The sequence below is a fragment of the Pseudomonas sp. IT-P4 genome (genome assembly GCF_949767755.1).
GTDB classification, from domain to species: Bacteria; Pseudomonadota; Gammaproteobacteria; order Pseudomonadales; family Pseudomonadaceae; genus Aquipseudomonas; species Aquipseudomonas monachiensis.
In genome coordinates this window covers 45,684-67,314 of the sequence record NZ_CATKPX010000031.1, presented here as the reverse complement: position 1 = coordinate 67,314, position 21,631 = coordinate 45,684, and the positions used below count along the sequence as shown (strand labels likewise).

The 21,631-nt window shown below is 59.7% G+C and carries 20 protein-coding genes; 13 read left to right on the top strand and 7 right to left on the bottom strand.

Annotated features, from left to right (window positions below):
- Window positions 1-49 precede the first annotated feature (49 nt).
- The gene (locus ACM6IT_RS12770) at window positions 50-1,414 is read left to right on the top strand and encodes an MFS transporter (protein ID WP_056728072.1); all 1,365 of its coding nucleotides are present in this window, start codon (window positions 50-52) and stop codon (window positions 1,412-1,414) included.
- Between the two features lie 65 nt (window positions 1,415-1,479).
- Here ACM6IT_RS12770 and ACM6IT_RS12765 read toward each other — a convergent pair whose 3' ends face one another.
- The 4 genes from ACM6IT_RS12765 to flgA all read right to left on the bottom strand — a co-directional run bounded on the left by ACM6IT_RS12765 (window position 1,480) and on the right by flgA (window position 4,088).
- Window positions 1,480-2,226 (bottom strand): flagellar brake protein, encoded by a 747-nt coding sequence (locus ACM6IT_RS12765; RefSeq protein WP_414918118.1) that lies wholly within the window; start codon window positions 2,224-2,226, stop codon window positions 1,480-1,482.
- Window positions 2,227-2,318: 92 nt separating this feature from the next.
- Window positions 2,319-2,786, bottom strand: a complete 468-nt coding sequence (locus tag ACM6IT_RS12760; RefSeq protein ID WP_056728067.1) for a flagella synthesis protein FlgN — start codon at window positions 2,784-2,786, stop codon at window positions 2,319-2,321.
- Window positions 2,787-2,834: 48 nt separating this feature from the next.
- Entirely contained in the window at window positions 2,835-3,161 is a 327-nt protein-coding gene (gene flgM, locus ACM6IT_RS12755) for a flagellar biosynthesis anti-sigma factor FlgM (protein WP_056728065.1), read from the bottom strand.
- Between the two features lie 168 nt (window positions 3,162-3,329).
- Window positions 3,330-4,088 (bottom strand): flagellar basal body P-ring formation chaperone FlgA, encoded by a 759-nt coding sequence (flgA, locus tag ACM6IT_RS12750; protein WP_414918117.1) that lies wholly within the window; start codon window positions 4,086-4,088, stop codon window positions 3,330-3,332.
- 83 nt (window positions 4,089-4,171) lie between these two features.
- On the opposite strand from flgA, the gene ACM6IT_RS12745 reads away from it, so the two are divergent.
- The 6 genes from ACM6IT_RS12745 (at window position 4,172) to flgE (ending at window position 9,277) form a co-directional block, all read left to right on the top strand.
- Window positions 4,172-5,104, top strand: a complete 933-nt coding sequence (locus ACM6IT_RS12745; protein ID WP_007980130.1) for a chemotaxis protein CheV — start codon at window positions 4,172-4,174, stop codon at window positions 5,102-5,104.
- Window positions 5,105-5,149: 45 nt separating this feature from the next.
- Window positions 5,150-5,977, top strand: a complete 828-nt coding sequence (gene cheR / locus ACM6IT_RS12740) for a protein-glutamate O-methyltransferase CheR (protein ID WP_007980127.1) — start codon at window positions 5,150-5,152, stop codon at window positions 5,975-5,977.
- 344 nt (window positions 5,978-6,321) lie between these two features.
- Window positions 6,322-6,729 carry a flagellar basal body rod protein FlgB gene (gene flgB, locus ACM6IT_RS12735; RefSeq protein WP_414918116.1) on the top strand — a complete coding sequence of 136 codons (408 nt, stop codon included), beginning with the start codon at window positions 6,322-6,324 and terminating at the stop codon, window positions 6,727-6,729.
- A 3-nt stretch (window positions 6,730-6,732) separates the two neighbouring features.
- A complete protein-coding gene (gene flgC / locus ACM6IT_RS12730; protein WP_007980123.1) occupies window positions 6,733-7,176 on the top strand; it encodes a flagellar basal body rod protein FlgC in 444 nt (147 codons plus the stop codon).
- A gap of 15 nt (window positions 7,177-7,191) precedes the next feature.
- Window positions 7,192-7,914, top strand: a complete 723-nt coding sequence (gene flgD, locus ACM6IT_RS12725) for a flagellar hook assembly protein FlgD (protein WP_056728055.1) — start codon at window positions 7,192-7,194, stop codon at window positions 7,912-7,914.
- Window positions 7,915-7,945: 31 nt separating this feature from the next.
- Window positions 7,946-9,277 (top strand): flagellar hook protein FlgE, encoded by a 1,332-nt coding sequence (gene flgE / locus ACM6IT_RS12720; protein ID WP_414918115.1) that lies wholly within the window; start codon window positions 7,946-7,948, stop codon window positions 9,275-9,277.
- 285 nt (window positions 9,278-9,562) lie between these two features.
- On the opposite strand, the gene ACM6IT_RS12715 is transcribed toward flgE, so the two are convergent.
- Window positions 9,563-12,457 (bottom strand): ribonucleoside-diphosphate reductase subunit alpha, encoded by a 2,895-nt coding sequence (locus tag ACM6IT_RS12715; RefSeq protein ID WP_056728050.1) that lies wholly within the window; start codon window positions 12,455-12,457, stop codon window positions 9,563-9,565.
- 734 nt (window positions 12,458-13,191) lie between these two features.
- Here ACM6IT_RS12715 and ACM6IT_RS12710 point away from each other — a divergent pair.
- Entirely contained in the window at window positions 13,192-13,914 is a 723-nt protein-coding gene (locus ACM6IT_RS12710) for a winged helix-turn-helix domain-containing protein (protein WP_056728048.1), read from the top strand.
- Entirely contained in the window at window positions 13,911-15,521 is a 1,611-nt protein-coding gene (locus ACM6IT_RS12705; protein ID WP_056728045.1) for an ATP-binding protein, read from the top strand. The genes ACM6IT_RS12710 and ACM6IT_RS12705 overlap by 4 nt, the downstream gene beginning before the upstream one ends.
- A 140-nt stretch (window positions 15,522-15,661) precedes the next feature.
- On the opposite strand, the gene ACM6IT_RS12700 is transcribed toward ACM6IT_RS12705, so the two are convergent.
- Window positions 15,662-16,387: a 4'-phosphopantetheinyl transferase family protein gene (locus ACM6IT_RS12700; protein WP_414913645.1), complete on the bottom strand. Its 726-nt coding sequence runs from the start codon at window positions 16,385-16,387 to the stop codon at window positions 15,662-15,664.
- Between the two features lie 233 nt (window positions 16,388-16,620).
- On the opposite strand from ACM6IT_RS12700, the gene ACM6IT_RS12695 reads away from it, so the two are divergent.
- The 4 genes from ACM6IT_RS12695 to ACM6IT_RS12680 all read left to right on the top strand — a co-directional run bounded on the left by ACM6IT_RS12695 (window position 16,621) and on the right by ACM6IT_RS12680 (window position 20,318).
- A complete protein-coding gene (locus ACM6IT_RS12695) occupies window positions 16,621-17,223 on the top strand; it encodes a hypothetical protein (RefSeq protein ID WP_056728041.1) in 603 nt (200 codons plus the stop codon).
- Between the two features lie 120 nt (window positions 17,224-17,343).
- Window positions 17,344-18,021 (top strand): response regulator transcription factor, encoded by a 678-nt coding sequence (locus tag ACM6IT_RS12690; RefSeq protein WP_056728039.1) that lies wholly within the window; start codon window positions 17,344-17,346, stop codon window positions 18,019-18,021.
- Window positions 18,018-19,364 carry an ATP-binding protein gene (locus tag ACM6IT_RS12685; protein ID WP_414918114.1) on the top strand — a complete coding sequence of 449 codons (1,347 nt, stop codon included), beginning with the start codon at window positions 18,018-18,020 and terminating at the stop codon, window positions 19,362-19,364. The genes ACM6IT_RS12690 and ACM6IT_RS12685 overlap by 4 nt, the downstream gene beginning before the upstream one ends.
- A gap of 198 nt (window positions 19,365-19,562) precedes the next feature.
- Window positions 19,563-20,318 (top strand): polysaccharide deacetylase family protein, encoded by a 756-nt coding sequence (locus ACM6IT_RS12680; protein WP_414918113.1) that lies wholly within the window; start codon window positions 19,563-19,565, stop codon window positions 20,316-20,318.
- Between the two features lie 82 nt (window positions 20,319-20,400).
- On the opposite strand, the gene ACM6IT_RS12675 is transcribed toward ACM6IT_RS12680, so the two are convergent.
- Window positions 20,401-21,399: an AraC family transcriptional regulator gene (locus ACM6IT_RS12675; RefSeq protein WP_414918112.1), complete on the bottom strand. Its 999-nt coding sequence runs from the start codon at window positions 21,397-21,399 to the stop codon at window positions 20,401-20,403.
- Window positions 21,400-21,631: the final 232 nt, after the last annotated feature.

Below are 21,631 nucleotides of genomic sequence, written 5' to 3'. Positions count from 1 at the left end.
TCGTTTAGCGATAGCCGATTCTCACTGCAAGGAGCCGCTCGGAACGCCGATGCGCCAAATCTGGAAATCCTTTCGAGCGCTGTATTTCGCCTCGCTGATGATGTTGATCGGCTCGGGCCTGTTGAGTACTTACCTGGCGTTGCGCCTGGCTGCCGACCATGTCGACAGTCTGTGGGTCGGTGCGCTGATGGCTGCCAACTATTTCGGCCTGGTGCTGGGAGGCAAGATCGGTCACCGGTTGATTGCCCGGGTCGGGCATATCCGGGCCTATTCGGCGTGTGCCGGGATCGTTGGCGCGGCGGTGCTCGGCCATGGCCTGGTGGACTGGTTGCCGGCCTGGCTGTTTTTGCGGGTGATCGTCGGCCTCGGCATGATGTGCCAGTACATGGTGATCGAGAGCTGGCTCAATGAACAGGCCGATGCCAATCAGCGCGGCATGGTCTTCAGCGGCTACATGATCGCTTCGTACCTGGGGTTGGTGCTGGGGCAGTTGATTCTGGTCATGCACCCAGGGCTGGGGCTTGAATTGCTGATGTTGGTCGCCCTGTGCTTCGCGCTGTGCCTGGTACCCGTGGCCCTGACCCGGCGCATTCACCCGGCACCTTTGCACCCGGCACCGATGGAGCCGCGCTTCTTTATCAAGCGTGTGCCACAGTCCTTGAGTACGGTATTGGGCGCAGGGCTGATCATCGGTTCGTTCTATGGTCTGGCGCCGTTGTATGCCTCTCAACAGGGGCTGACCACCGAGCAGGTCGGTCTGTTCATGGGGAGCTGCATTTTTGCCGGGCTGTTGGTGCAGTGGCCGCTGGGCTGGTTATCCGACCGTTATGACCGGGCCTTGCTGATCCGCTGTTTTGCCATGTTCCTGGCGGTCGCGGCGTTACCGCTGGCGATCTTGCCCAAGGTGCCGCTGGAGGTGTTGTTCGCCGTCGGCTTCCTGTGCTCGCTGGTGCAGTTCTGCCTGTACCCGCTGGCGGTGGCGTTCTCCAATGACCATGTCGAGGGGGATCGCCGGGTGTCGCTGACGGCGATGCTGCTGGTGACCTACGGTGTCGGTGCCAGTATCGGGCCGCTGGCGGCCGGGGTGCTGATGAAGCTGTTCGGCAGCCAGAGCCTGTATGCATTCTTCACGTTCTTTGCGTTGGTGCTGGTCTGGCGGATCCGGCCGAAAGCCGTGACCAACCTGCATCAGGTGGACGATGCACCGTTGCACCACGTGGCAATGCCGGACAGTATGTCCAGTTCGCCGCTGGTGGCTGCGCTTGATCCGCGGGTCGATGAACAGGTGGTGCAGGACCAGATGTGCAATCCGGTGAACCCGGAACCGCCAGCCGAATCAGGACCTGAATCCGATCAACCGCCAGAAGACCCTGACTCCGGCCGCGAGCAAAGCTTTACCGAAGCCAGGCCTTAATACCGGGGCACAAAAAAAACGGGCAGTCACCGCAAGGGACTGCCCGTTTTCTTGTTGGCGCTCTATCACATGTCGTCTTTGTCGAAGCGGCGTGCTTCGCGTTGCAACTGGTAGACGAAGCGTTCGACCTGACGCTGCACCAGCCCGCTCATGTTGTGAAAGCGAACGCCGGCGAAGGTGGTGGAAATCCTTTCTTCGAAGTGCAGATAACGCAACTCGACCGGTGCGGTCATCTTGCCGAAGGGCAGGTCGGCGTTGAAACGGTCGTAGACCTGACCTAGTTGCAGGCTGCCGGTGATGTCGCCGTCGAAGCGCAGTTTGCAGCCGGTAGCGGAAATATCCAGCAGCTTGCCGCTGATCGGCGCCTTGAGCTTTTCGCCGTCCAGGTTGACGTTGACCAGTTGTGCCAGCTTCAGCGCGGCGCGGAACGCATTGCGGCGCTGGTGGTACACCACTTCATGGGGCAGGGGGCCGCGGTAGCAGCGGCTGCCACCGGATTCGTCGATTTTCAACTGGCCGTTGCTTTCCCAGGCAATGCGTACGCCTTCGTGGAAGCCTTCGACCCTGAACGGCTCGCCCGCCAGCAGGTAGCGCTCGCCATCACGGGGAATCATTTCGTCCAGGGCAATCATGTTGTTGTCACGGTCCAGGTCCACCAGGTAGCTCTGGAAGCGCTGGCTGCGCTCATGGAACGTGATGATCAGCGGGTCATGGCTTTCGAGCAGCTGGCGCAGGTTGCTGGAGATTTCCAAGGGCGTGGAGAGCACCTTGGGTGGCTGCGGAGCATCATCCACGGATAAGGCATTGGACACGGTTAATCAATCTCCAGACAAAATTTGACTACGGCAGACTAGCAGTTTGCCAGTATGTTGCGCGTCTTGATAGAGCGAGGGCGTTGACCGCTTCATGCCTGACTGAGCGGGCGCGGCTTGGCAAGCTTGGAGAATGTTCCGCTGGCATCGTAAAGCGCCGGGGTTTCACCGCCGGTGAGGATTTTCAGCTGGGTGGCCGTAGCGGCCTGCTGAGTGAGGATCGACTGGCCGTTGTTGGCGTTGATGGCCTGGCACTGGGCCAGGAGATCGGTCAGCACGTCACTTTGCGCCAGCAACTGCTCGCCAATGCTCGACTGGCCGGCCAATTGCTCAAGGCCGCTGCGGTTGGTCGGCAGGTTGAGGCTGGCGAGGATTTCACTGCGCTTGCGGCCATGCTGTTCGAGCAAAACGATCAACGCCTGTTTCTGCGCCAGGATGTTCTCGAGCAATGGCATGTCGCGGCCATGCAATGCAAGGGATTCGGTCTGCAGTAACTCCAGCAGGTGTTGCGCTGGGGCAAAGTCGTCGGTGATCAGTTGCAGTAGATGAGTGTCGTGCATGGCTGGCCTTGGGTTTTAAGCGTCCAAAAGCCTGGCGCCGGCGGTGGCCTAGCGCTGGGCTTCGAAGTTGAGCAGTTTGCTGGCTACACGGTTGCTGTCGACTTTATAGCTGCCATCGGCAATCGCTGCTTTCAACTCGGCCACGCGGGCGTTGTCGACGGCAGGCTGATCGCGCAGCTTGTCAGTGACCTTCTGCAACTGTTGAGCCTCATTGCTGAGATGTACCGATTCCCCGCTTTTGACGGTGCCGGCCTGTTCGGCCGCGGACTCCAGCGGCGCGGATTTGCCGGCTTCGGCGCTTTCCTTGCTGGCGCTGGTACGTGTACTGCCCGTCAGGGACGAGGAGCTGTTCAAACGGCTGAAATCGATGACCATGATAAAAAAACCTCTGGGAATTTGGACGCTTGCCATGGTTTCGGCCATTCCCTGGAAAACTTTAGGCTCATTTATCAATGAACCTTGCGCGCGTCAGCGCTTGCCCTGCATGGAGCACAGTCTAGGGAACAGCCGCGGCAAGCGCCACATTCAGATGAACAGAGCGCCTTACATGGACACTTCCACCTGCCCCGGTGCCATGACCTGCGCCTTGATGACTCGTTGGGAGTTGAGGTTTTTCACCCGGATTTGCTCGCTCAGGCTGCCGTTTGACAGCGCTTCGCCCGGCATGCGCACGCTGAGGGTGCCGCTGCGGGCGGTTATCACCACTTGATCGCCCTTGCGAATGACTTCGGCCTGCTCGATGTTCACCAGGGTAATTACCTGGTCGGCGACCATTGGTCGGGTCAGTCGCTGGCCGATCGCCTGATCGAGGGAGGTCAGGTAGCCCTGGCTGATGAGGCTGATATCGCGCTCGCGCAGGATCACGTCTCCAGGTTCGACAATGGCGGCGCGGCGCAGTGGCCGGGCGCTGGTCACGACCTCGCGAAACAGGCGGACTTGAGCGGGTACGAACACTGTCCAGGGGGAAGTACCCTCGCAGCGAACCTTGACCGTGACCCGTCCCAGCGGCTTGGGACTCTCGAGCGTTGCTGTCAATTCCTTGTCGCACATGGGCATGTGCATGCGCGGATCGAGCGGGTTGACCTGGATCTCGTAGCGACCTTCCGTTTGACTGGTAGCCAGATAGTCTTCTACGGTGAATTCAAGAAAGCCCTGAGTGACGCCGATAAGCATGTCAGGCAAGGTAACCGCGTCAGCAAGGGCAGGGCTGCCAGCGTTGAACAGGCAAACAGCCGCCAGCACGCCGAGTAATTTGCGGTAGGGTGCGGTCAGGCGTCGAAAAAATGTCGGTTCTGTGTTCATAACGATTAAAAAAGCAAGCGCCGTGCCGTTTAGTGATGAAGGCGCGTCGCAACAACACTTGGCGTTGGTGTAGGAGTCTGGGCATGGCTGGTGTAATGGATTCGGTAAACCAGCGCACGCAACTGGTGGGGCAGAATCGCCTTGAGCTGTTGTTGTTCCGTCTCGACGGCCAGCAACTGTACGGGATCAACGTGTTCAAGGTTAGGGAGGTGCTGCAATGCCCCAAACTGACGCTGATGCCCAAATCCAGTCCTGTCGTGTGCGGCGTGGCGAACATCCGGGGGGCGACCATTCCGATCCTTGATCTGGCGATGGCGACCGGCTCCGGCGCGTTGAAGGACAAGAACAACCCCTTCGTGATCATCACGGAGTACAACACCAAGACCCAGGGGTTCCTGGTCCGTTCGGTGGAGCGCATCGTCAACATGAACTGGGAGGAGATCCATCCGCCGCCCAAGGGCACCGGGCGCGATCACTACCTGACGGCGGTGACGCGGGTCGACAATCAGTTGGTCGAAATCATCGACGTCGAAAAGGTGCTGGCGGAAGTGGCTCCGACGCCGGAAGCGATTTCCGTTGGTGTGGTGGATGTCGAAACCCAGCACAAGGCGCTTTCGTTGCGCGTGCTGACGGTCGACGACTCGTCGGTGGCGCGCAAGCAGGTCACGCGTTGCCTGCAAACGGTCGGCGTCGAAGTGGTGGCGTTGAACGACGGTCGGCAAGCGCTGGACTACCTGCGCAAACTGGTCGACGAGGGCAAGAAGCCGGAAGAAGAGTTCCTGATGATGATCTCCGACATCGAGATGCCGGAGATGGACGGGTACACGCTGACGGCGGAAATCCGCAACGACCCGCGCATGCAAAAGCTTCATATCATCCTGCATACTTCGTTGTCGGGGGTATTCAATCAGGCGATGGTCAAGAAGGTCGGTGCCGATGACTTCCTGGCCAAATTCCGTCCTGATGACCTGGCATCCCGGGTAGTCGACCGGATCAAGGCAGCAGATATCAGCTAGAGGCCCGTGCCCCTGGCAGTCAACACGATTTAAGAGGCGGCATCATTGTCTACGGGTAATTTGGATTTCGAACAGTTCCGGGTATTCCTGGAAAAAGCCTGTGGCATTTTGCTCGGTGAAAACAAGCAGTACCTGGTCTCCAGCCGTCTCAACAAACTGATGGAACAGCAAGGCATCAAGTCTTTGGGCGAACTGGTTCAGCGCATGCAGACCCAGCCGCGCAGCGGTTTGCGCGAGCAGGTGGTGGACGCCATGACCACCAACGAAACCCTGTGGTTTCGTGACACCTACCCGTTTGAAGTCTTGAAGAACAAGGTACTGCCCGAAGCGATCAAGGCCAGTCCCGGCCAGCGCCTGCGCATCTGGTCGGCGGCGTGCTCGTCGGGCCAGGAGCCGTATTCGCTGTCGATGTCCATCGACGAATTCGAGCGGGTCAACATGGGCCAGTTGCGGATGGGCGTGCAGATTGTTGCCACCGACCTGTCCGGTACCATGCTGAACAACTGCAAGACCGGCGAGTACGATAGCCTGGCCATCGGCCGCGGTCTTTCGCCCGAGCGCCTGCAGCGTTATTTTGACCCGAAAGGGCCGGGGCGCTGGGCGATCAAGGCACCGATCAAAAGCCGTGTGGAGTTCCGTTCATTCAACCTGCTGGACAGCTACGCGAGCCTCGGCAAGTTCGACATCGTGTTCTGCCGCAACGTACTGATCTACTTTTCCGCCGAGGTGAAGAAGGACATCCTGTTGCGCATCCACAGCACGTTGAAGCCGGGCGGTTACCTGTTCCTCGGTGCTTCCGAAGCGCTGAACGGTTTGCCGGATCATTACCAGATGGTCCAGTGCAGCCCGGGGATCATTTACCAGGCGAAGTGATGCAAAAGCGCCGCGCATAAAAATGGGAGTCCTCCGGGACTCCTTTTTTATGCGCGGCGCTTTTGCATCACGTAGGAGCTGTCGCAGGCTGCGATCTTTTGATCTTGATCTTGATCTTGAAAAGCAAAATCAAAAGATCGCAGCCTTCGGCAGCTCCTACAGGGGGGGAGTGTGCGTAGGACAAGCGGCAGAAAAGCGGCATCCGGCGGAAAACCGTTGCCGCTTTTCTGGCATTGCCGCGTTGCCATGGCCGGCAAAGCCCCGGTTTCCGGGTTTTTTTGAATTGGCATGGGGCTTGCTAAGTTGATCCTACGAAAAATCAGGTCACCCGAAGGTTTCCCGACATGAGCATCAGCTTCGATAAAGCGCTCGGTATCCACGAACAAGCCCTGGGCTTCCGCGCCCAGCGTGCCGAAGTCCTGGCCAACAACATCACCAACGCCGATACCCCGAACTACAAGGCTCGGGATCTGGACTTCTCGAAAGTGCTCGCCGAGCAGAACGAGAAAACCAAAGGCGGCACCTTCGCCTTGAACATGACCAACAACCGTCATATCGAAGCTGAGGGCCTGGGCAATGGCGACGAGTCGTTGCTGTATCGCACGCCGATGCAACCGTCGATCGACCAGAACACCGTGGACGCCCAGCTGGAACAGTCGAACTACGCGGAAAACGCGATCGGTTTCCAGGCCAGCTTCACCCTGCTCAACAGCAAATTCAAAGGGCTGGTGTCAGCCCTGCGCGGAGAGTAAGCCATGTCTCTATCCAGTGTTTTCAACATTGCCGGTAGCGGCATGAGTGCGCAGACCACGCGTTTGAACACCGTCGCTTCGAACATTGCCAACGCCGAGACCGTCTCGTCGAGCATCGACCAGACCTACCGTGCGCGTCACCCGGTATTCGCCACCATGTTCCAGGGCGGGCAGAGCGGCGGCAGCGATTCGTTGTTCCAGAGCCAGGACGCCGCCGGTCAGGGTGTTCAGGTGCTGGGTGTAGTTGAAGACCAGAGCAACCTCGAGGCGCGCTACGAGCCGAATCATCCGGCGGCCGATGCCAAGGGTTACGTCTACTACCCGAACGTCAACGTGGTGGAGGAAATGGCCGACATGATTTCCGCGAGCCGTTCGTTCCAGACCAACGCCGAAATGATGAACACCGCCAAAACCATGATGCAGAAGGTCCTGACCCTCGGTCAGTGATAAGGGGCGACTCAGATGAGTGTTACCGATTCCACCAGTGGTTTGAGCCTCAACGACATCCTGGCCAACTCTTCGATCAAGACCACCACCACGACTGACGGCCTCGCGTCGGCCACCGGCAGCGCCACGGGCAGCAAGGCCCTGGGCAAGGATGCGTTCCTGCAGTTGCTGGTTACGCAGTTGAAAAACCAGAACCCGCTGGAACCCCAGGACAACGGCGAGTTCGTCGCTCAGTTGGCGCAATTCAGCAGCCTGGAAGGCATCACCACGCTCAACGATACGGTGACCGGCCTGGCCAGCAACTACAACTCGTCCCAGGCCTTGCAGGCGTCGTCGCTGGTGGGCCGTTCGGTCATCGCTCCGGGCGACAAGGCCGTGGTCGATACCACCAAGAGCCTCAGCGGCACGGTAGTCGTGCCGTCTTCAGTGGCGTCCGCCACCCTGAAGATCACCGACTCGGCCGGCAAGACCGTGCGCACCATCGACCTCGGTTCGCAGAAGGCCGGCAACGCCAGCTTCATCTGGGATGGCAAGAACGATGCGGGTGAGACGGTAGCCGCTGGCACCTACACCTTCGGTGCCACGACCACCATCGATGGCAAGTCCGTCGCGTTGATCACTAATCTGCCGGCGACCGTCAACAGTGTGACCATCAGCCAGACCGGTGGTGAGTTGATGCTCAATCTGGCCGGGTTGGGCAGCATTGCCCTGTCCAAAGTACAAACCATTGGTATGTAGAGCCGACTAACACGGCATAAAGGAGTGGATGATGTCTTTTAATATCGGCCTTAGCGGTCTCTATGCAGCCAACAAACAACTGGACGTGACCGGCAACAACATCGCCAACGTCGCGACCACCGGTTTCAAATCGTCCCGTGCAGAATTCGAAGACGTGTACTCGGCGACCCGCCTGGGCACCGGCAGCAAGACCGTCGGCAACGGCGTGCGCCTGGCTAACGTTTCCCAGCAGTTCGGCCAGGGTGACGTGAGCAACACCGGCAACGTGCTCGACATGGGTATCCAGGGCAACGGTTTCTTCGTACTGAGCAACAACGGTTCGTTGACCTACAGCCGTGCCGGTACGTTCAAGACCGACAAGGAAGGCTACGTCACCAACAGCGACGGCACTGCCCGTCTGCAAGGTTACGGCGTGGACTCCAACGGCAAGATCGTCAATGGCGTGCTGACCGACCTGCGGATCGACACCTCCAACCTGGCGCCGAAGTCCACCAGCACCGTGTCGTCGACGATCAACCTGAACTCCACCTCGGCGGTGATCGACCAGACGGTTGCGGCGAACAAGTTCGACCCGTCCAAGACCGAGACCTTTACCAAGTCGTTCAGTACTCCGATCTACGATACGCAGGGTAACCAGCACACCATGGATCAATACATGGTCAAGACTGGCGCGAACACCTGGGACACCTACACCCTGATCGATGGCCGCAATCCCGATGGCAGTGATCCAACCGTCACTGATCCAATCGCTTCGACCATGTCGTTCGACTCCACCGGTAAACTGAGCTCGGTCAGCACGCCAGTGACGCCGCCAACCACGCCACCGACTTCGGTGATCAGCAGTGACCTGAAAATCACCAACTGGACCCCGGGCAGTGTCACCAATGGCGTCTGGACAGCCAACGGTGCCGCAGCCGATCCTGCAGGTCTGACTATCGCCATGGCCAACACCACCCAGTTCAACGCCGACACCGCGCGTTCGATTCCGGCGCAGAACGGTTACGCCACGGGCCAGATCACCAACTTGACCATTGATGGCAGTGGTGTGCTGCTGGCCAACTTCAGCAACAACCAGACCAAGCCGATCGGCCAGATTTCCCTGGCCAGCTTCACCAATGAGCAAGGCCTGCAGCCGGTAGGCGGCACCAGCTGGAAAGAAACCTACGCGTCGGGCATTCCGGGCTACGATGCGCCGGAGACCGGTACCCTGGGTTCGATCGTTTCCAACTCCCTGGAAGAGTCCAACGTCAACCTGACCAACGAACTGGTCGACCTGATCAAGGCACAGAGCAACTACCAGGCGAACGCCAAGACCATCTCCACCCAGAGCACCATCATGCAGACCATCATTCAGATGACTTGATGCTGGATTGAGCTGTGCAAGGAGCCCCTCGAAAGAGGGGCTTTTTTGTGGCCTGAGGTTTTATGCTGGATGTGATGGCCTCTTCGCGGGCAAGCCCGCTCCCACAGTTGATCGTGTTTATCTGGAAAGACTCGGTTCCCTGTGGGAGCGGGCTTGCTCCGGGCGGCGTTCCGACGAAAGCGTCAGATCAGCCACCCATTTCCTCGAGGCAAAAGAAAACCCCCGACCCGCCAGAGGCTGATCGGGGGTTTCGAGTAAGCGCCTTGCGGCGCTCACCGGCTCAGCTTATTGGCAAGCTTCGCAATCCGGCTCGTCGATGGCGCAAGCCTTTGGCACTGGAGCGGGACCTGCAGGAGCCGCCAGGACCGAGTCGTCACCGTGGTTGCCGCCGCTGGAAACAGCGTTCAGCTTGCCGGTGTTGATGGTCGACTTCTCGGTGCTGGTCGCGGCCAGGGCACGGAGGTAGTAAGTGGTTTTCAGGCCACGGTACCAAGCCATGCGGTAGGTCACGTCCAGCTTCTTGCCCGATGCGCCGGCGATGTAAAGGTTCAGCGACTGAGCCTGGTCGATCCACTTCTGACGACGGCTGGCGGCGTCAACGATCCACTTGGTGTCCACTTCGAAGGCAGTCGCGTAGAGCTCTTTGAGTTCTTGCGGGATGCGCTCGATCTGCTGCACCGAACCGTCGTAGTACTTCAGGTCGTTGATCATGACCGAGTCCCACAGGCCGCGAGCTTTCAGGTCGCGAACCAGGTACGGGTTGATCACGGTGAATTCGCCCGACAGGTTCGATTTCACATACAGGTTCTGGTAGGTCGGTTCGATCGACTGCGAGACGCCGGTGATGTTGGCGATGGTCGCGGTCGGTGCAATGGCCATGATGTTGGAGTTACGAATGCCTTTCTGTACACGGGCGCGAACCGGTGCCCAGTCCAGGGATTCGTTCAGGTCGACATCGATGTACTTCTGGCCACGGGCCTCGATCAGGATCTGTTGCGAATCCAGCGGCAGGATGCCTTTGGACCACAGCGAACCCTGGAACGTCTCGTAGGCGCCGCGCTCGTCAGCCAGGTCGCAGGAAGCCTGGATCGCGTAGTAGCTGACCGCTTCCATCGACTTGTCGGCGAACTCGACGGCAGCGTCGGAACCGTAAGGGATGTGCTGCAGGTACAAAGCGTCCTGGAAGCCCATGATGCCCAGGCCGACCGGACGGTGCTTGAAGTTGGAGTTCTTCGCTTGCGGCACCGAGTAGTAGTTGATGTCGATCACGTTATCGAGCATGCGCACGGCGGTGTTCACGGTGCGTTGCAGCTTGGCGGTGTCCAGCTTGCCGTCGACGATGTGGTTCGGCAGGTTGATCGAGCCCAGGTTGCAAACGGCGATCTCGTCCTTGTTGGTGTTCAAGGTGATCTCGGTGCACAGGTTCGAGCTGTGGACCACGCCCACGTGCTGCTGCGGGCTGCGCAGGTTGCACGGGTCCTTGAAGGTCAGCCATGGGTGGCCGGTTTCGAACAGCATGGACAGCATCTTGCGCCACAGGTCTTTGGCCTGGATGGTCTTGAACAGCTTGACCTTGCCTGGGTACTCGGTGAGGGCTTCGTAGTACTCGTAGCGCTCTTCGAAGGCTTTACCGGTCAGGTCGTGCAGGTCCGGTACTTCGGATGGCGAGAACAGGGTCCACTTGCCGTCGTCGAAGACACGCTTCATGAACAGGTCAGGGATCCAGTTGGCGGTGTTCATGTCGTGGGTACGACGACGGTCATCACCGGTGTTCTTGCGCAGTTCGATGAACTCTTCGATGTCCATGTGCCAGGTTTCCAGGTAGGCACACACAGCGCCTTTGCGCTTGCCACCCTGGTTAACGGCAACGGCGGTGTCGTTGACGACTTTCAGGAACGGCACGACGCCCTGGGACTTGCCGTTGGTGCCCTTGATGTACGAACCCAGCGCACGAACCGGTGTCCAGTCGTTGCCCAGGCCGCCAGCGAATTTCGACAGCATGGCGTTGTCGTGGATCGCATGGTAGATGCCCGACAGGTCATCCGGCACGGTGGTCAGGTAGCAGCTCGACAGCTGTGGACGCAGGGTACCGGCGTTGAACAGGGTCGGGGTCGAAGCCATGTAGTCGAAGGACGACAGCAGGTTGTAGAACTCGATCGCGCGGTCTTCTTTTTGCTTCTCTTCGATCGCCAGGCCCATGGCCACGCGCATGAAGAAGATCTGCGGCAGTTCGAAACGCACGCCATCCTTGTGGATGAAGTAACGGTCGTACAGGGTTTGCAGGCCCAGGTAGGTGAATTGCTGGTCGCGCTCGTGGTTGATCGCCTTGCCCAGTTTTTCCAGGTCGAAGGAGGCCAGCACAGGGTTCAGCAGTTCGAACTCGATACCTTTGGAGATGTAGGCCGGCAGCGCTTTGGCGTACAGGTCGGCCATCTCGTGGTGAGTGGCGCTCTCGGCCACACCGAGGAAGCCCAGGCCTTCGCCGCGCAAGGTGTCCATCAGCAGGCGCGCGGTCACGAACGAGTAGTTCGGCTCGCGTTCAACCAGGGTACGGGCAGTCATTACCAGGGCGGTGTTGACGTCGTTCAGGGCCACGCCGTCGTACAGGTTCTTCAGGGTTTCGCGCTGGATCAGGTCGCCGTCGACTTCTTCCAGGCCTTCGCACGCTTCGGTGACGATGGTGTTCAGGCGACCCATGTCCAGCGGCGCCAGGCTGCCGTCGGCACGGGTGATGCGGATCGACGGGTGAGCGTTGACCGCTTCTTCGGCCGGTGCGTGGGCAGCACGTTCTTTCGAACGACCGTCACGGTAGATCACGTAGTCGCGAGCCACTTTCTGTTCGCCGGCACGCATCAGGGCCAGTTCGACCTGGTCCTGGATTTCTTCGATGTGGATAGTGCCGCCCGATGGCATGCGACGCTTGAAGGTCGCGGTGACCTGTTCGGTCAGGCGGGCAACGGTGTCGTGGATTCGCGACGAGGCAGCAGCGGTGCCGCCTTCAACTGCGAGGAACGCTTTGGTGATGGCGACGGTGATCTTGTCATCGGTGTAGGGAACGACAGTGCCGTTACGCTTGATCACACGCAGCTGACCTGGCGCGGTGGCGGACAGATCCGAATTCGAATCGGCGGCCTGCGGCAAGGTGCCCTGCGGGTTCTCGCGAGTTGTGTCGGTTTGCATGGGGGGGTGTCTCCACATTCTCTATGTTTGTTTGGGCACCATCACGGTGCCCACCGTTCCGTCCTGAAGCACTACAACCGGCGAGAGCCGGGCATAACAACTTCGGGACAGTAGGAAAAAGGCTAATGAGGCCGTCCTTGCCGAAGTCTTTGGCTACGAGCCTGGGCTCGAAACCGGATTCCTTTCGGGGGTGTCAGTCATGACTGCAACACCCGTACCGTTTTGGCCGCTCTGGCCTGAAAAAACGGTGCCATCCGCCAGTGCGGTTTGGGCTTGTAAGTTCACGCTTGGTTCAACCATAAACAGGCAATAAAGCGCTTGAGTTTCTGGTCTGAAATGTGGTTGGGCTTTTTAGTCAAAACCCTACATGTAGGGTTTTTTTTGCGCCGGGGTACAAGATAATGCGTTTTATGGGGGGGTGCAACATACTGCTTGTGGATAAACCTGTGCGTAAATTGTGTGTGAAAGAGGGAATCGGCGTGTAGGCCGCGACCTTGCTGGATCGAAGCTTTTTTCAGCGAATTTCAACGGGTGAAAACGCCAGGTCAGATTTTTAAGGGCGCGAACCCTACCACAAAAAACCCTGTTGTCCGAACGCATTTACCCGCTTGTGTTCTCGACGGGTGGCGTTTATACAATCGGCCCAGCGTGTATACATATTTATCCCCCCGAATCATTACAAAAAGACGGGCGGATCCTTCCTTATTAGTGTTTTTGGCAAGCAGAGGTCACCCGTGGAGCAAGAAGCCTGGCAGGTATTGATTGTGGAGGACGACCAGCGACTGGCCGAACTGACCCGCGATTACCTGGAAGCCAATGGCCTGCGTGTATTGATCGAAGGCAATGGTGCGCTCGCGGCGAATCGCATCATCAAGGAACAACCGGACCTGGTGATCCTCGACCTGATGCTCCCCGGTGAAGATGGCCTGAGCATTTGCCGCAAGGTCCGCGCCCGCTATGACGGCCCGATCCTGATGCTCACCGCCCGCACCGATGATACCGACCAGATTCTCGGCCTGGACCTGGGGGCTGACGACTACGTCTGCAAACCGGTACGCCCGCGCCTGTTGCTGGCGCGCATCCAGGCGCTGCTGCGCCGTAGTGAAACGCCCGAGGTCGCCCCGGAAAAACAGCGGCGTCTACAGTTCGGTCCGCTGATCGTCGACAACGCCTTGCGCGAAGCCTGGTTGCAGGGCAACGGCATCGAGTTGACCAGCGCCGAATTCGACCTGCTCTGGCTATTGGTGGCCAATGCCGGGCGCATTCTCTCCAGGGAAGAGATCTTCACCGCGCTGCGGGGCATCGGCTATGACGGTCAGGACCGCTCCATTGATGTGCGCATCTCGCGCATCCGCCCGAAGATCGGCGATGACCCGGAGCATCCACGGCTGATAAAGACCGTGCGCAGCAAGGGCTATCTGTTCGTTCCCGAGGCTTGCGTAGATCCGTCCCTGTGAACTCGATCTTCCTGCGTATCTATGGCGGCATGTGCGCCGCGCTGATTCTGGTGGCGGTGCTCGGTGTGCTGGCATTGCACCTGCTCAATGAGGTGCGCAGCGAGCAATACCGCGAGCGCCTGGCCCACGGCACGTTCTCGCTGATGGCCGACAACCTGCAACCGATGAACCAGACCGAGCGCCACCGGGCCTTGCTGGTGTGGGAGCGGCTGCTGGGGATTCCGCTGGCGCTGAAAACCTTTGCCGAGACCGACCTCGACCTGACCCAGCGCACCCGTGTGTTGCGCGGCCAGGCATTGGTGGAGCAGACCGGGCCGCACGCGGCGAAGGTCTACAAGCTGGTCAGCGACAAGGAACAGTTGATGCTCACCGGGGAGGTGCAGCAGATCAGCGAACAACTGGCCCGGGCGACCATCTACCTGTTGACCGATGAACTGGTGCGCACCCCGGTCGCCGACCAGCCCTTGCGCCTGGCGCAATTGAAGGAAAGCAAGGGCTTCGGCTTCGACTTGCGCCTGGTCACGGTTGACCAGGCGGACATGGACGAAGACCAGAGCCGCCGGGTATCCGAGGGTGACACGGTGATGGCGCTGGGCAAGGGGGGCGATTCGATCCGGGTGTTTGCCGGCATGGTCGGCACGCCGTGGGTCCTGGAAATCGGCCCGCTGTATCAGATGAATCCTTATCCGCCGGAGTGGCTGGTGCTGATCGCCGCGCTGGGCCTGACGCTGATCGGTTTGATCGTCTATCTGCTTGTGCGCCAGCTCGAGCGACGCTTGCGTGGCCTGGAGGCCGCCGCCACGCGCATTGCCAAGGGCAGCCTGGAAACCCGCGTACCTGCTCGCGGTGCGGATTCGGTGGGGCGGCTGGCCTCGGCGTTCAACGGCATGGCCGAACACCTGCAGCAGTTGCTGGCGATCCAGCGTGAACTGGTGCGCGCGGTGTCCCACGAATTGCGTACGCCGGTGGCACGCCTGCGCTTTGGCCTGGAAATGATCGGCTCGGCCAGCACGCCGCAAGCCCTGGAAAAATACTGCCAGGGCATGGACCACGACATCGAGGACCTCGACCGGCTGGTGGACGAGATGCTGACCTACGCGCGGTTGGAACAGGGCTCGCCGGCGCTGAACTTTCAGCGGATCGATCTGGATGCCTTGGTCGACCAGGTGATCGAAGAACTGGCGCCGTTGCGCGCGGACGTCACGGTGCAACGCGGGTTATGCCTGTCGGCCGCCGACAACGACGACGCCTGGGTCGAGGCCGAACCGCGCTACTTGCATCGGGCGATCCAGAACCTGGTGACTAATGCCATGCGCCACGCGCAATCACGGGTGACCATCAGCTATCAAGTGGGGCAGCAGCGATGCCGGGTAGATATCGAGGATGACGGGCCGGGCGTGCCGGAGTCGGCGTGGGAGAAGATCTTTACGCCGTTCCTGCGTCTCGACGACAGCCGCACCCGCGCGTCTGGAGGCCATGGGTTAGGCCTGTCCATTGTGCGACGGATCATCCATTGGCATGACGGGCGCGCGTTGATCGGCAAGAGCAAGAGCCTGGGCGGGGCGTGCTTCAGCCTGAGCTGGCCGCGTAATCAGGAGAAGCGTTGAGCCTTGTGTTGTCTGTTGCGGCCCCATCGTCGGATCGCCGCCCGGACCAAGCTCGCTCCCACAAGGATTTGTGGCGTGACATAGATCCAGTGTGGGAGCGAGCTTGCTCGCGATGGGGCCCGAACAGGCGCCAATAAACCTCAGGCCCTGATGCTGACCAGACTCAACAGCTGCCCATCCTTGACCCCGAACTGCGCATCCAGTTCGGTGCCATTGCGCCATTCGCTGGACAAGTCCGTGAGCAATCGCAACCGCACCTCGCCCGATTCACGCCACTCCAGCACTTCGGCGTGTTCGAAATAAAAGCGTTGCTGAACGATCGGATATAGCGCCTTGAACAGGCTTTCCTTGACCGAGAACGTCAGGGTGACCAGCAACGCCCGTTGATCGTGATCGCCCGCCGCCATGCGCTGTAGCTCCGGCGGATTGAGGATTTCCCCGGCCAGGCGTTCGGCCCGTTCGGCATTGAGCAGGTTTTCCAGGTCCATGCCCAGGCCGCGCCAATGGCTTTTGTTCGCCACGATCGCCGCGGCCCGGCCAGTGCTGTGGGTGATCGAGCCCGTGATATGACCAGGCCAGACCGGTGCCCGGTCTTCGCCGATGGCCGGAATGAAACTCAAGCCTTCCAGTCGCTGTAGCGCGGCCCGGGCGCACACTCGCCCGGCGAGAAACTCCGCCTGCCGTTTGGCCACCGAGCGCTGGATGCTCGCCGGCACTTCTACAGCGCTGCGCTGAAAGTCATCGCTGGCCAGTCGGGCGCTATCGAAGTGAGTACTCAGCAGGACCGTATCGGGCAGCACAAACGGCAGCGGCCAATGGTCATCGAGGGGTGTGCAGCAGGTGGGCAGGGCGGGGGTTGGATTCATATCAGGCATTTTGCCGGGTTGGCTTGAGGCTGGGTAGTGCAAAGCTTCTGACGAATTGGTAGTCGGCGCCGGACTTGTCCTTTGCAGGGGCGGATCTCCTGTTGAAACGTGTCGAAACATTCGGATGAGGGCGGTTCAGCCCAGGTTCAGAGTGCGTTCAGGGGGAGTTCAGGGCGCGGTGCGTAACCTTGCCCCGTACCCAAAAAACAAACGGCACATGAGGAAACTCCCCAATGACTGGATTCAAAAAACTGCTTCTGGCATTCACGGTTCTGGGCGCAAGCACCGCAGCTTTCGCATCCGACGACAACTTCGCCAGCCTTACTCTTGGACAGACCAGCGACAAGGTCAAAAAATCCCACGCCCTGAACGACAACCTCAATCACCCGAACGCCGATGGCGTAATCGGCAAGGACACCACCTGGGGTGTTCGTCTGGGCCAGCAAAACACCAAGGGCCGCTACTACGCCACTTACGACAATGTGTCGGGCACCCACAACGGCATTAAGCTGCGTCAGGAAAACCTTCTGGGCAGCTACGATCTGTTCTACCCGGTAAGCGGCACCACCAGGCTGTTCGGTGGCGCGACGGCCGGCCTGACAAAAATGACTCAGGAGTCTCCAGGCTTCAGCCGCGACAGCGATATCGGCTACGCAATCGGTGGCCAGGTGGGTGTGCTGCAACAGGTTTCGCAGAACACCTCGGTTGAACTGGGTTACCGTTACCTGCGCAGCAACGCCAGCACCGAGATGAGTGAGCGCGGCGGCAGCAAACAGGGTTCGCTGGACCTGACCAGCAGCGCCCAGACTTACCTGTCCGCCAACTACGCTTTCTGACAAGCGTTCCATGAACGGCCTGCGCCGGATCAGTCCGAATGACTGATCCGGCGTTGCCATGTTAGCTATTGAGGTGCGACGTTGCGCCTCTGGAGATGTTGATTTGCCCGGGAGAGCAATATGAAATTGCTGGTCGTCGAAGATGAAGCGCTGCTGCGTCATCACCTGCAAACCCGCCTGACGGAGAGCGGCCATGTGGTCGAGTCCGTGGCCAACGCCGAGGAGGCGCTGTACCAGACCGCGCAGTTCAACTTTGACCTGGCGGTGATCGACCTCGGTCTGCCGGGCATGAGCGGGCTCGACCTGATCCGCCAGTTGCGCTCAAGTGGCAAGAGCTTCCCGATCCTGATCCTCACCGCGCGCGGCAACTGGCAGGACAAGGTCGAAGGCCTGGCCGCCGGCGCCGATGATTACCTGGTCAAGCCGTTTCAGTTCGAAGAACTGGAGGCCCGCCTGAATGCCTTGCTGAGGCGCTCCAGCGGTTTCACCCAGTCGACCATCGTCGCTGGCCCCTTACTGCTGGACCTGAACCGCAAGCAAGCTTCCCTCGACGATCAGCCATTGGCATTGACCGCGTATGAGTACCGCATTCTCGAATACCTGATGCGCCATCATCAGCAAGTGGTGCCCAAGGATCGCTTGATGGAGCAGCTCTATCCGGATGACGACGAGCGTGATCCGAATGTGATCGAGGTGCTGGTCGGCCGTCTGCGCCGCAAACTGGAGGGGCCGGGCGGGTTCAAGCCGATCGACACCGTGCGTGGCCTGGGTTATCTGTTCAACGAGCGTTGCACTTGATCCGTTCGCTGCGCATACGCTTGATGCTCGCCGCCACGCTGTTGGCGGTGTTGTTCATGCTGGCGTTGCTGCCGGCGATGCAAGGCGCCTTCAGCTTGGCGCTGCAGGACTCCATCGAGCAGCGCCTGGCATCCGACGTGACCACGCTGATCTCGGCCGCCCGGGTGGAGAACAACAGCCTGCAGATGCCGGCGCAACTGCCCGACGAGCGCTTCAACCTCACCGACAGTCGATTGCTCGGCTACATCTATGACCGTGAAGGGCATCTGGTCTGGCGTTCGAAGGCGACCCAGGAAGAACGCATCAACTACAAGCCACGCTACGACGGACGTGGCAGCGAGTTTGCGCGGATCCGCGAAGCCAATGGCCAGGAGTTCTTCGTCTACGACGTCGAGGTCAAATTGCTCGGGGGCAAAAGTGCAGCCTTCAGCATCGTGGCGTTGCAGCCGGTTCGCGAGTACGAACTGACCCTCGAAGGCCTGCGGGAAAATCTCTATCTGGGGTTTGGCGCGGCACTGCTGGTGCTGCTGGCGTTGCTGTGGATTGGTCTGACCTGGGGCTTGCAGGCATTGCGGCGCTTGAGCCAGGAACTGGACCAGATCGAAGGTGGCACCCGCGAAAGCCTCAGTGAGGAACATCCCCGGGAATTGCTGCGCCTGACCGGTTCCCTCAACCGTTTGCTGCACAGCGAACGTGAGCAGCGCAGTCGCTACCGCGATTCCCTCGACGACCTGGCCCATAGCCTGAAAACGCCGCTGGCGGTGTTGCAAGGCGTCAGTGAAGACATGGCCCAGCGTCCCGAGGATCGCGATCAGGCCTGGGTGCTGCAAGCCCAGATCGAACGCATGAGCCAGCAGATCAGCTACCAGTTGCAGCGCGCCAGCCTGCGCAAAAGCGGCCTGGTACGCCATCAGGTGCACTTGCGACCGGTACTGAAAAGCCTGTGCGACACGCTGGACAAGGTCTATCGCGACAAGCGCGTGCATGTCGCGTTCGACTTGCCCGATCCGTGCTATGTGCCGATCGAGCAGGGCGCTCTGCTGGAGATGATGGGCAACCTGCTGGAAAACGCCTATCGCCTGTGCCTGGGCGAAATACGCATCAGCGTGCGTGAAACCCTCAGTGGTACCGAGTTGTGTGTCGAGGACGACGGCCCTGGCGTACCACAGGATCAGCGCGCACGGATTCTCGAGCGCGGAGAGCGCCTGGACCGCCAGCACCCGGGGCAGGGCATCGGCCTGGCGGTGGTCAAGGACATCATCGAGAGCTACAGCGCCAAGCTGACCCTGGGGGATTCACCGATGGGCGGGGCGGTGTTCAGGATTCACTTTCCGGCAGTTTGAACGGGTATTTGATAGCGGTCTTTTACGGCCGCTAAAGGCATCAATCGTTAAACGACCGGCAACAAAGTTTTGTTGGCGTTCAGCCGTTTGGTGGCAGGTAATAGGCCTCGCCTCATTGACAACATGCACACGCAAAGCCTGTGTTGGTGCATGAGTGGATATGGGCTGAAGCGTTCCATGCCATCAAAGGAGATAAAAATGGAAAGGAAGAAAGTTTGGCTGACGTTTGACGACGGTCCTCGGCAAATCCAGACCGACACCGTGCTCGAAACACTGGCGCAGTTTGATATCAAGGCAACGTTTTTTATTGTTGGCAATCTGGTTGCCAGGCATGGCGAGCGTATCAAGCGCATCCTCTGCGAAGGACACCGGATCGGTAATCACACTTACGATCATCTAAGGCTGGTTGGCCAGGACAAAGACACCATCATCGATCAAATCAAAATGACGGAGCAGGCACTGGCTCCCTACCAGCAGCCGGACCTGATCATGAGGCCGCCTTATGGCGCTCACGATGCGATGGTCGATCGCACTGTCGCCGAGTTGGGGTACCGGCAGGTTCTGTGGAGCGTGGATACCCTGGACTGGAACAGCAACTACCAACCTGGAGGCTGGGTATCCCATGGTGTTGAGCAAATAAGGAAAAGAAAGAACTCCATTGTGCTGATGCATGACATACACGCGACCACGGCCAACAATCTTGGCCGGTTCATCGAACAGGTAAACCAGCTAGGCGATGTGGACTTCGAATCACCGGCCACACTGGCGATTCCACCGGTCAGTCAGTTGAATATGTATGTGGTTGTAAAGGGCGATACATTGTCCAAAATTGCCAGAGAGTTTTATGGTGATGCTGTCAAGTACCCACTGATCTTCAATGCGAACAGGTCGGTGCTGGAGCATCCGGATAAAATTTACCCGGGCTTGTCGCTGATCATTCCGCCTCAGGAGTAAGCGTCCGCAAAACCTGGACGGGGTATTTCCGAGTACGCTTGGGAGGACGCTAGTGATCACTGCGCAACGCGGGTGCTGAAACTCAGCTCTCCTGCGCCCGATAAGCCCCCGGCGTCAGCCCCGTCCACTTCTTGAACGCCCGGTGAAACGCCGACGGCTCGGAAAACCCCAACTGCTCGGCGATCTGTTGCAACGACAGGTCCGCGCGGCTCAGATGATAAATCGCGATGTCCCGGCGCAACTGGTCCTTCAATTCCTGAAAGCTCGAACCCTCTTCCCGCAAATGCCGGCGCAAGGTCTGTGGGCTGATGTGCAGATGGGCGGCTACGGCTTCCAGGTCGGGCCAGTGTGAACTGTCGCGACTGAGCAAGCGCCGCAGGCGGCTGCTCAAGCTGTCGCCATCGTCGGGGCGCGAGAGCAGGTCGGCGGGGGAGCGCTCAAGGAAATGCTTGAGGGTGCGTTCGTCCTGCAACAGCGGCATGGCCAGGTAGCGGCTGTGAAACAACAGGCTGCTCTGGGGCCTGGAAAACTCAAGCGGACAGGAAAACAACAGGTCGTATTCGGCGCCATGTTCGGGGCGGGGGTAGCTGAACGTGGCCTGTTCCAGGCGAATGCGCTGGCCGATCAGCCAGCTGCCGAAACGGTGCCAGATCACCAGCAGGCTTTCGCTGAGGAAATGATCCGGGTCCCAGAGTTGCGAGTCGTCCAGGCTCAGGCGCACCCATTCATCTTCACGGCTCAAGGTCAAACGCGGAGCCCCGGGGAATAGGCTATAAAACAATAAGCCGCGATGGAGTGCCTTATCCAGGTTGCGGCAGTGAATCACGGCATGGCACATCATCGCGAAGCTGCCCGGCCTGCTTGGGGCTTGCCCGAACCCCAGGTACTCGTCGTCCAGCGCCAGCCATAAGGCCTGGATCAGTTGGGTGAATTGCTCCGGAGCGATGCGTGCCCGGGGCTCGTCCAGCAACTCGGGGCTGATTCCCAGTTGCTGTAGCAGGCTTGAATAGTCGCAGCCGTGCCGACGCGCCCCCCCAAGGGCGGCGCGGGCGAAATGACTGGCGATGGTGCGTTCGCGCATGGCAGCAGATCTGACCGTTGATCGACGGATGGTAGCTGTGCACCGCCGGCGTGAACAGGGCGGATATCCGCCAAATAGCAGGACGACTTTTAATGGAAGGGCGGAAATCCGCCACATGCTTGTAACCGTCCGGTGTCAGGGAATTCGCTGCAACCCCGCAGATCAAAAGGCTTGCAGGGATTTTGCGGAAGGTGGCACGGGCCTTGCGATACATCGTGCAGATGCCTGCCGT

Coding starts and splice junctions, on each gene's coding strand:
- ACM6IT_RS12680 (WP_414918113.1), top strand. CDS start 19,563: ATGGAAAGGAAGAAAGTTTGGCTGACGTTTGACGACGGTCCTCGGCAA.
- flgD (WP_056728055.1), top strand. CDS start 7,192: ATGAGTGTTACCGATTCCACCAGTGGTTTGAGCCTCAACGACATCCTG.
- flgM (WP_056728065.1), bottom strand. CDS start 3,161: ATGGTCATCGATTTCAGCCGTTTGAACAGCTCCTCGTCCCTGACGGGC.
- flgA (WP_414918117.1), bottom strand. CDS start 4,088: ATGAACACAGAACCGACATTTTTTCGACGCCTGACCGCACCCTACCGC.
- flgE (WP_414918115.1), top strand. CDS start 7,946: ATGTCTTTTAATATCGGCCTTAGCGGTCTCTATGCAGCCAACAAACAA.
- flgC (WP_007980123.1), top strand. CDS start 6,733: ATGTCTCTATCCAGTGTTTTCAACATTGCCGGTAGCGGCATGAGTGCG.
- ACM6IT_RS12690 (WP_056728039.1), top strand. CDS start 17,344: ATGAAATTGCTGGTCGTCGAAGATGAAGCGCTGCTGCGTCATCACCTG.
- ACM6IT_RS12745 (WP_007980130.1), top strand. CDS start 4,172: ATGGCTGGTGTAATGGATTCGGTAAACCAGCGCACGCAACTGGTGGGG.
- ACM6IT_RS12715 (WP_056728050.1), bottom strand. CDS start 12,457: ATGCAAACCGACACAACTCGCGAGAACCCGCAGGGCACCTTGCCGCAG.
- ACM6IT_RS12770 (WP_056728072.1), top strand. CDS start 50: ATGCGCCAAATCTGGAAATCCTTTCGAGCGCTGTATTTCGCCTCGCTG.
- flgB (WP_414918116.1), top strand. CDS start 6,322: ATGAGCATCAGCTTCGATAAAGCGCTCGGTATCCACGAACAAGCCCTG.
- ACM6IT_RS12675 (WP_414918112.1), bottom strand. CDS start 21,399: ATGCGCGAACGCACCATCGCCAGTCATTTCGCCCGCGCCGCCCTTGGG.
- ACM6IT_RS12760 (WP_056728067.1), bottom strand. CDS start 2,786: ATGCACGACACTCATCTACTGCAACTGATCACCGACGACTTTGCCCCA.
- ACM6IT_RS12695 (WP_056728041.1), top strand. CDS start 16,621: ATGACTGGATTCAAAAAACTGCTTCTGGCATTCACGGTTCTGGGCGCA.
- ACM6IT_RS12700 (WP_414913645.1), bottom strand. CDS start 16,387: ATGAATCCAACCCCCGCCCTGCCCACCTGCTGCACACCCCTCGATGAC.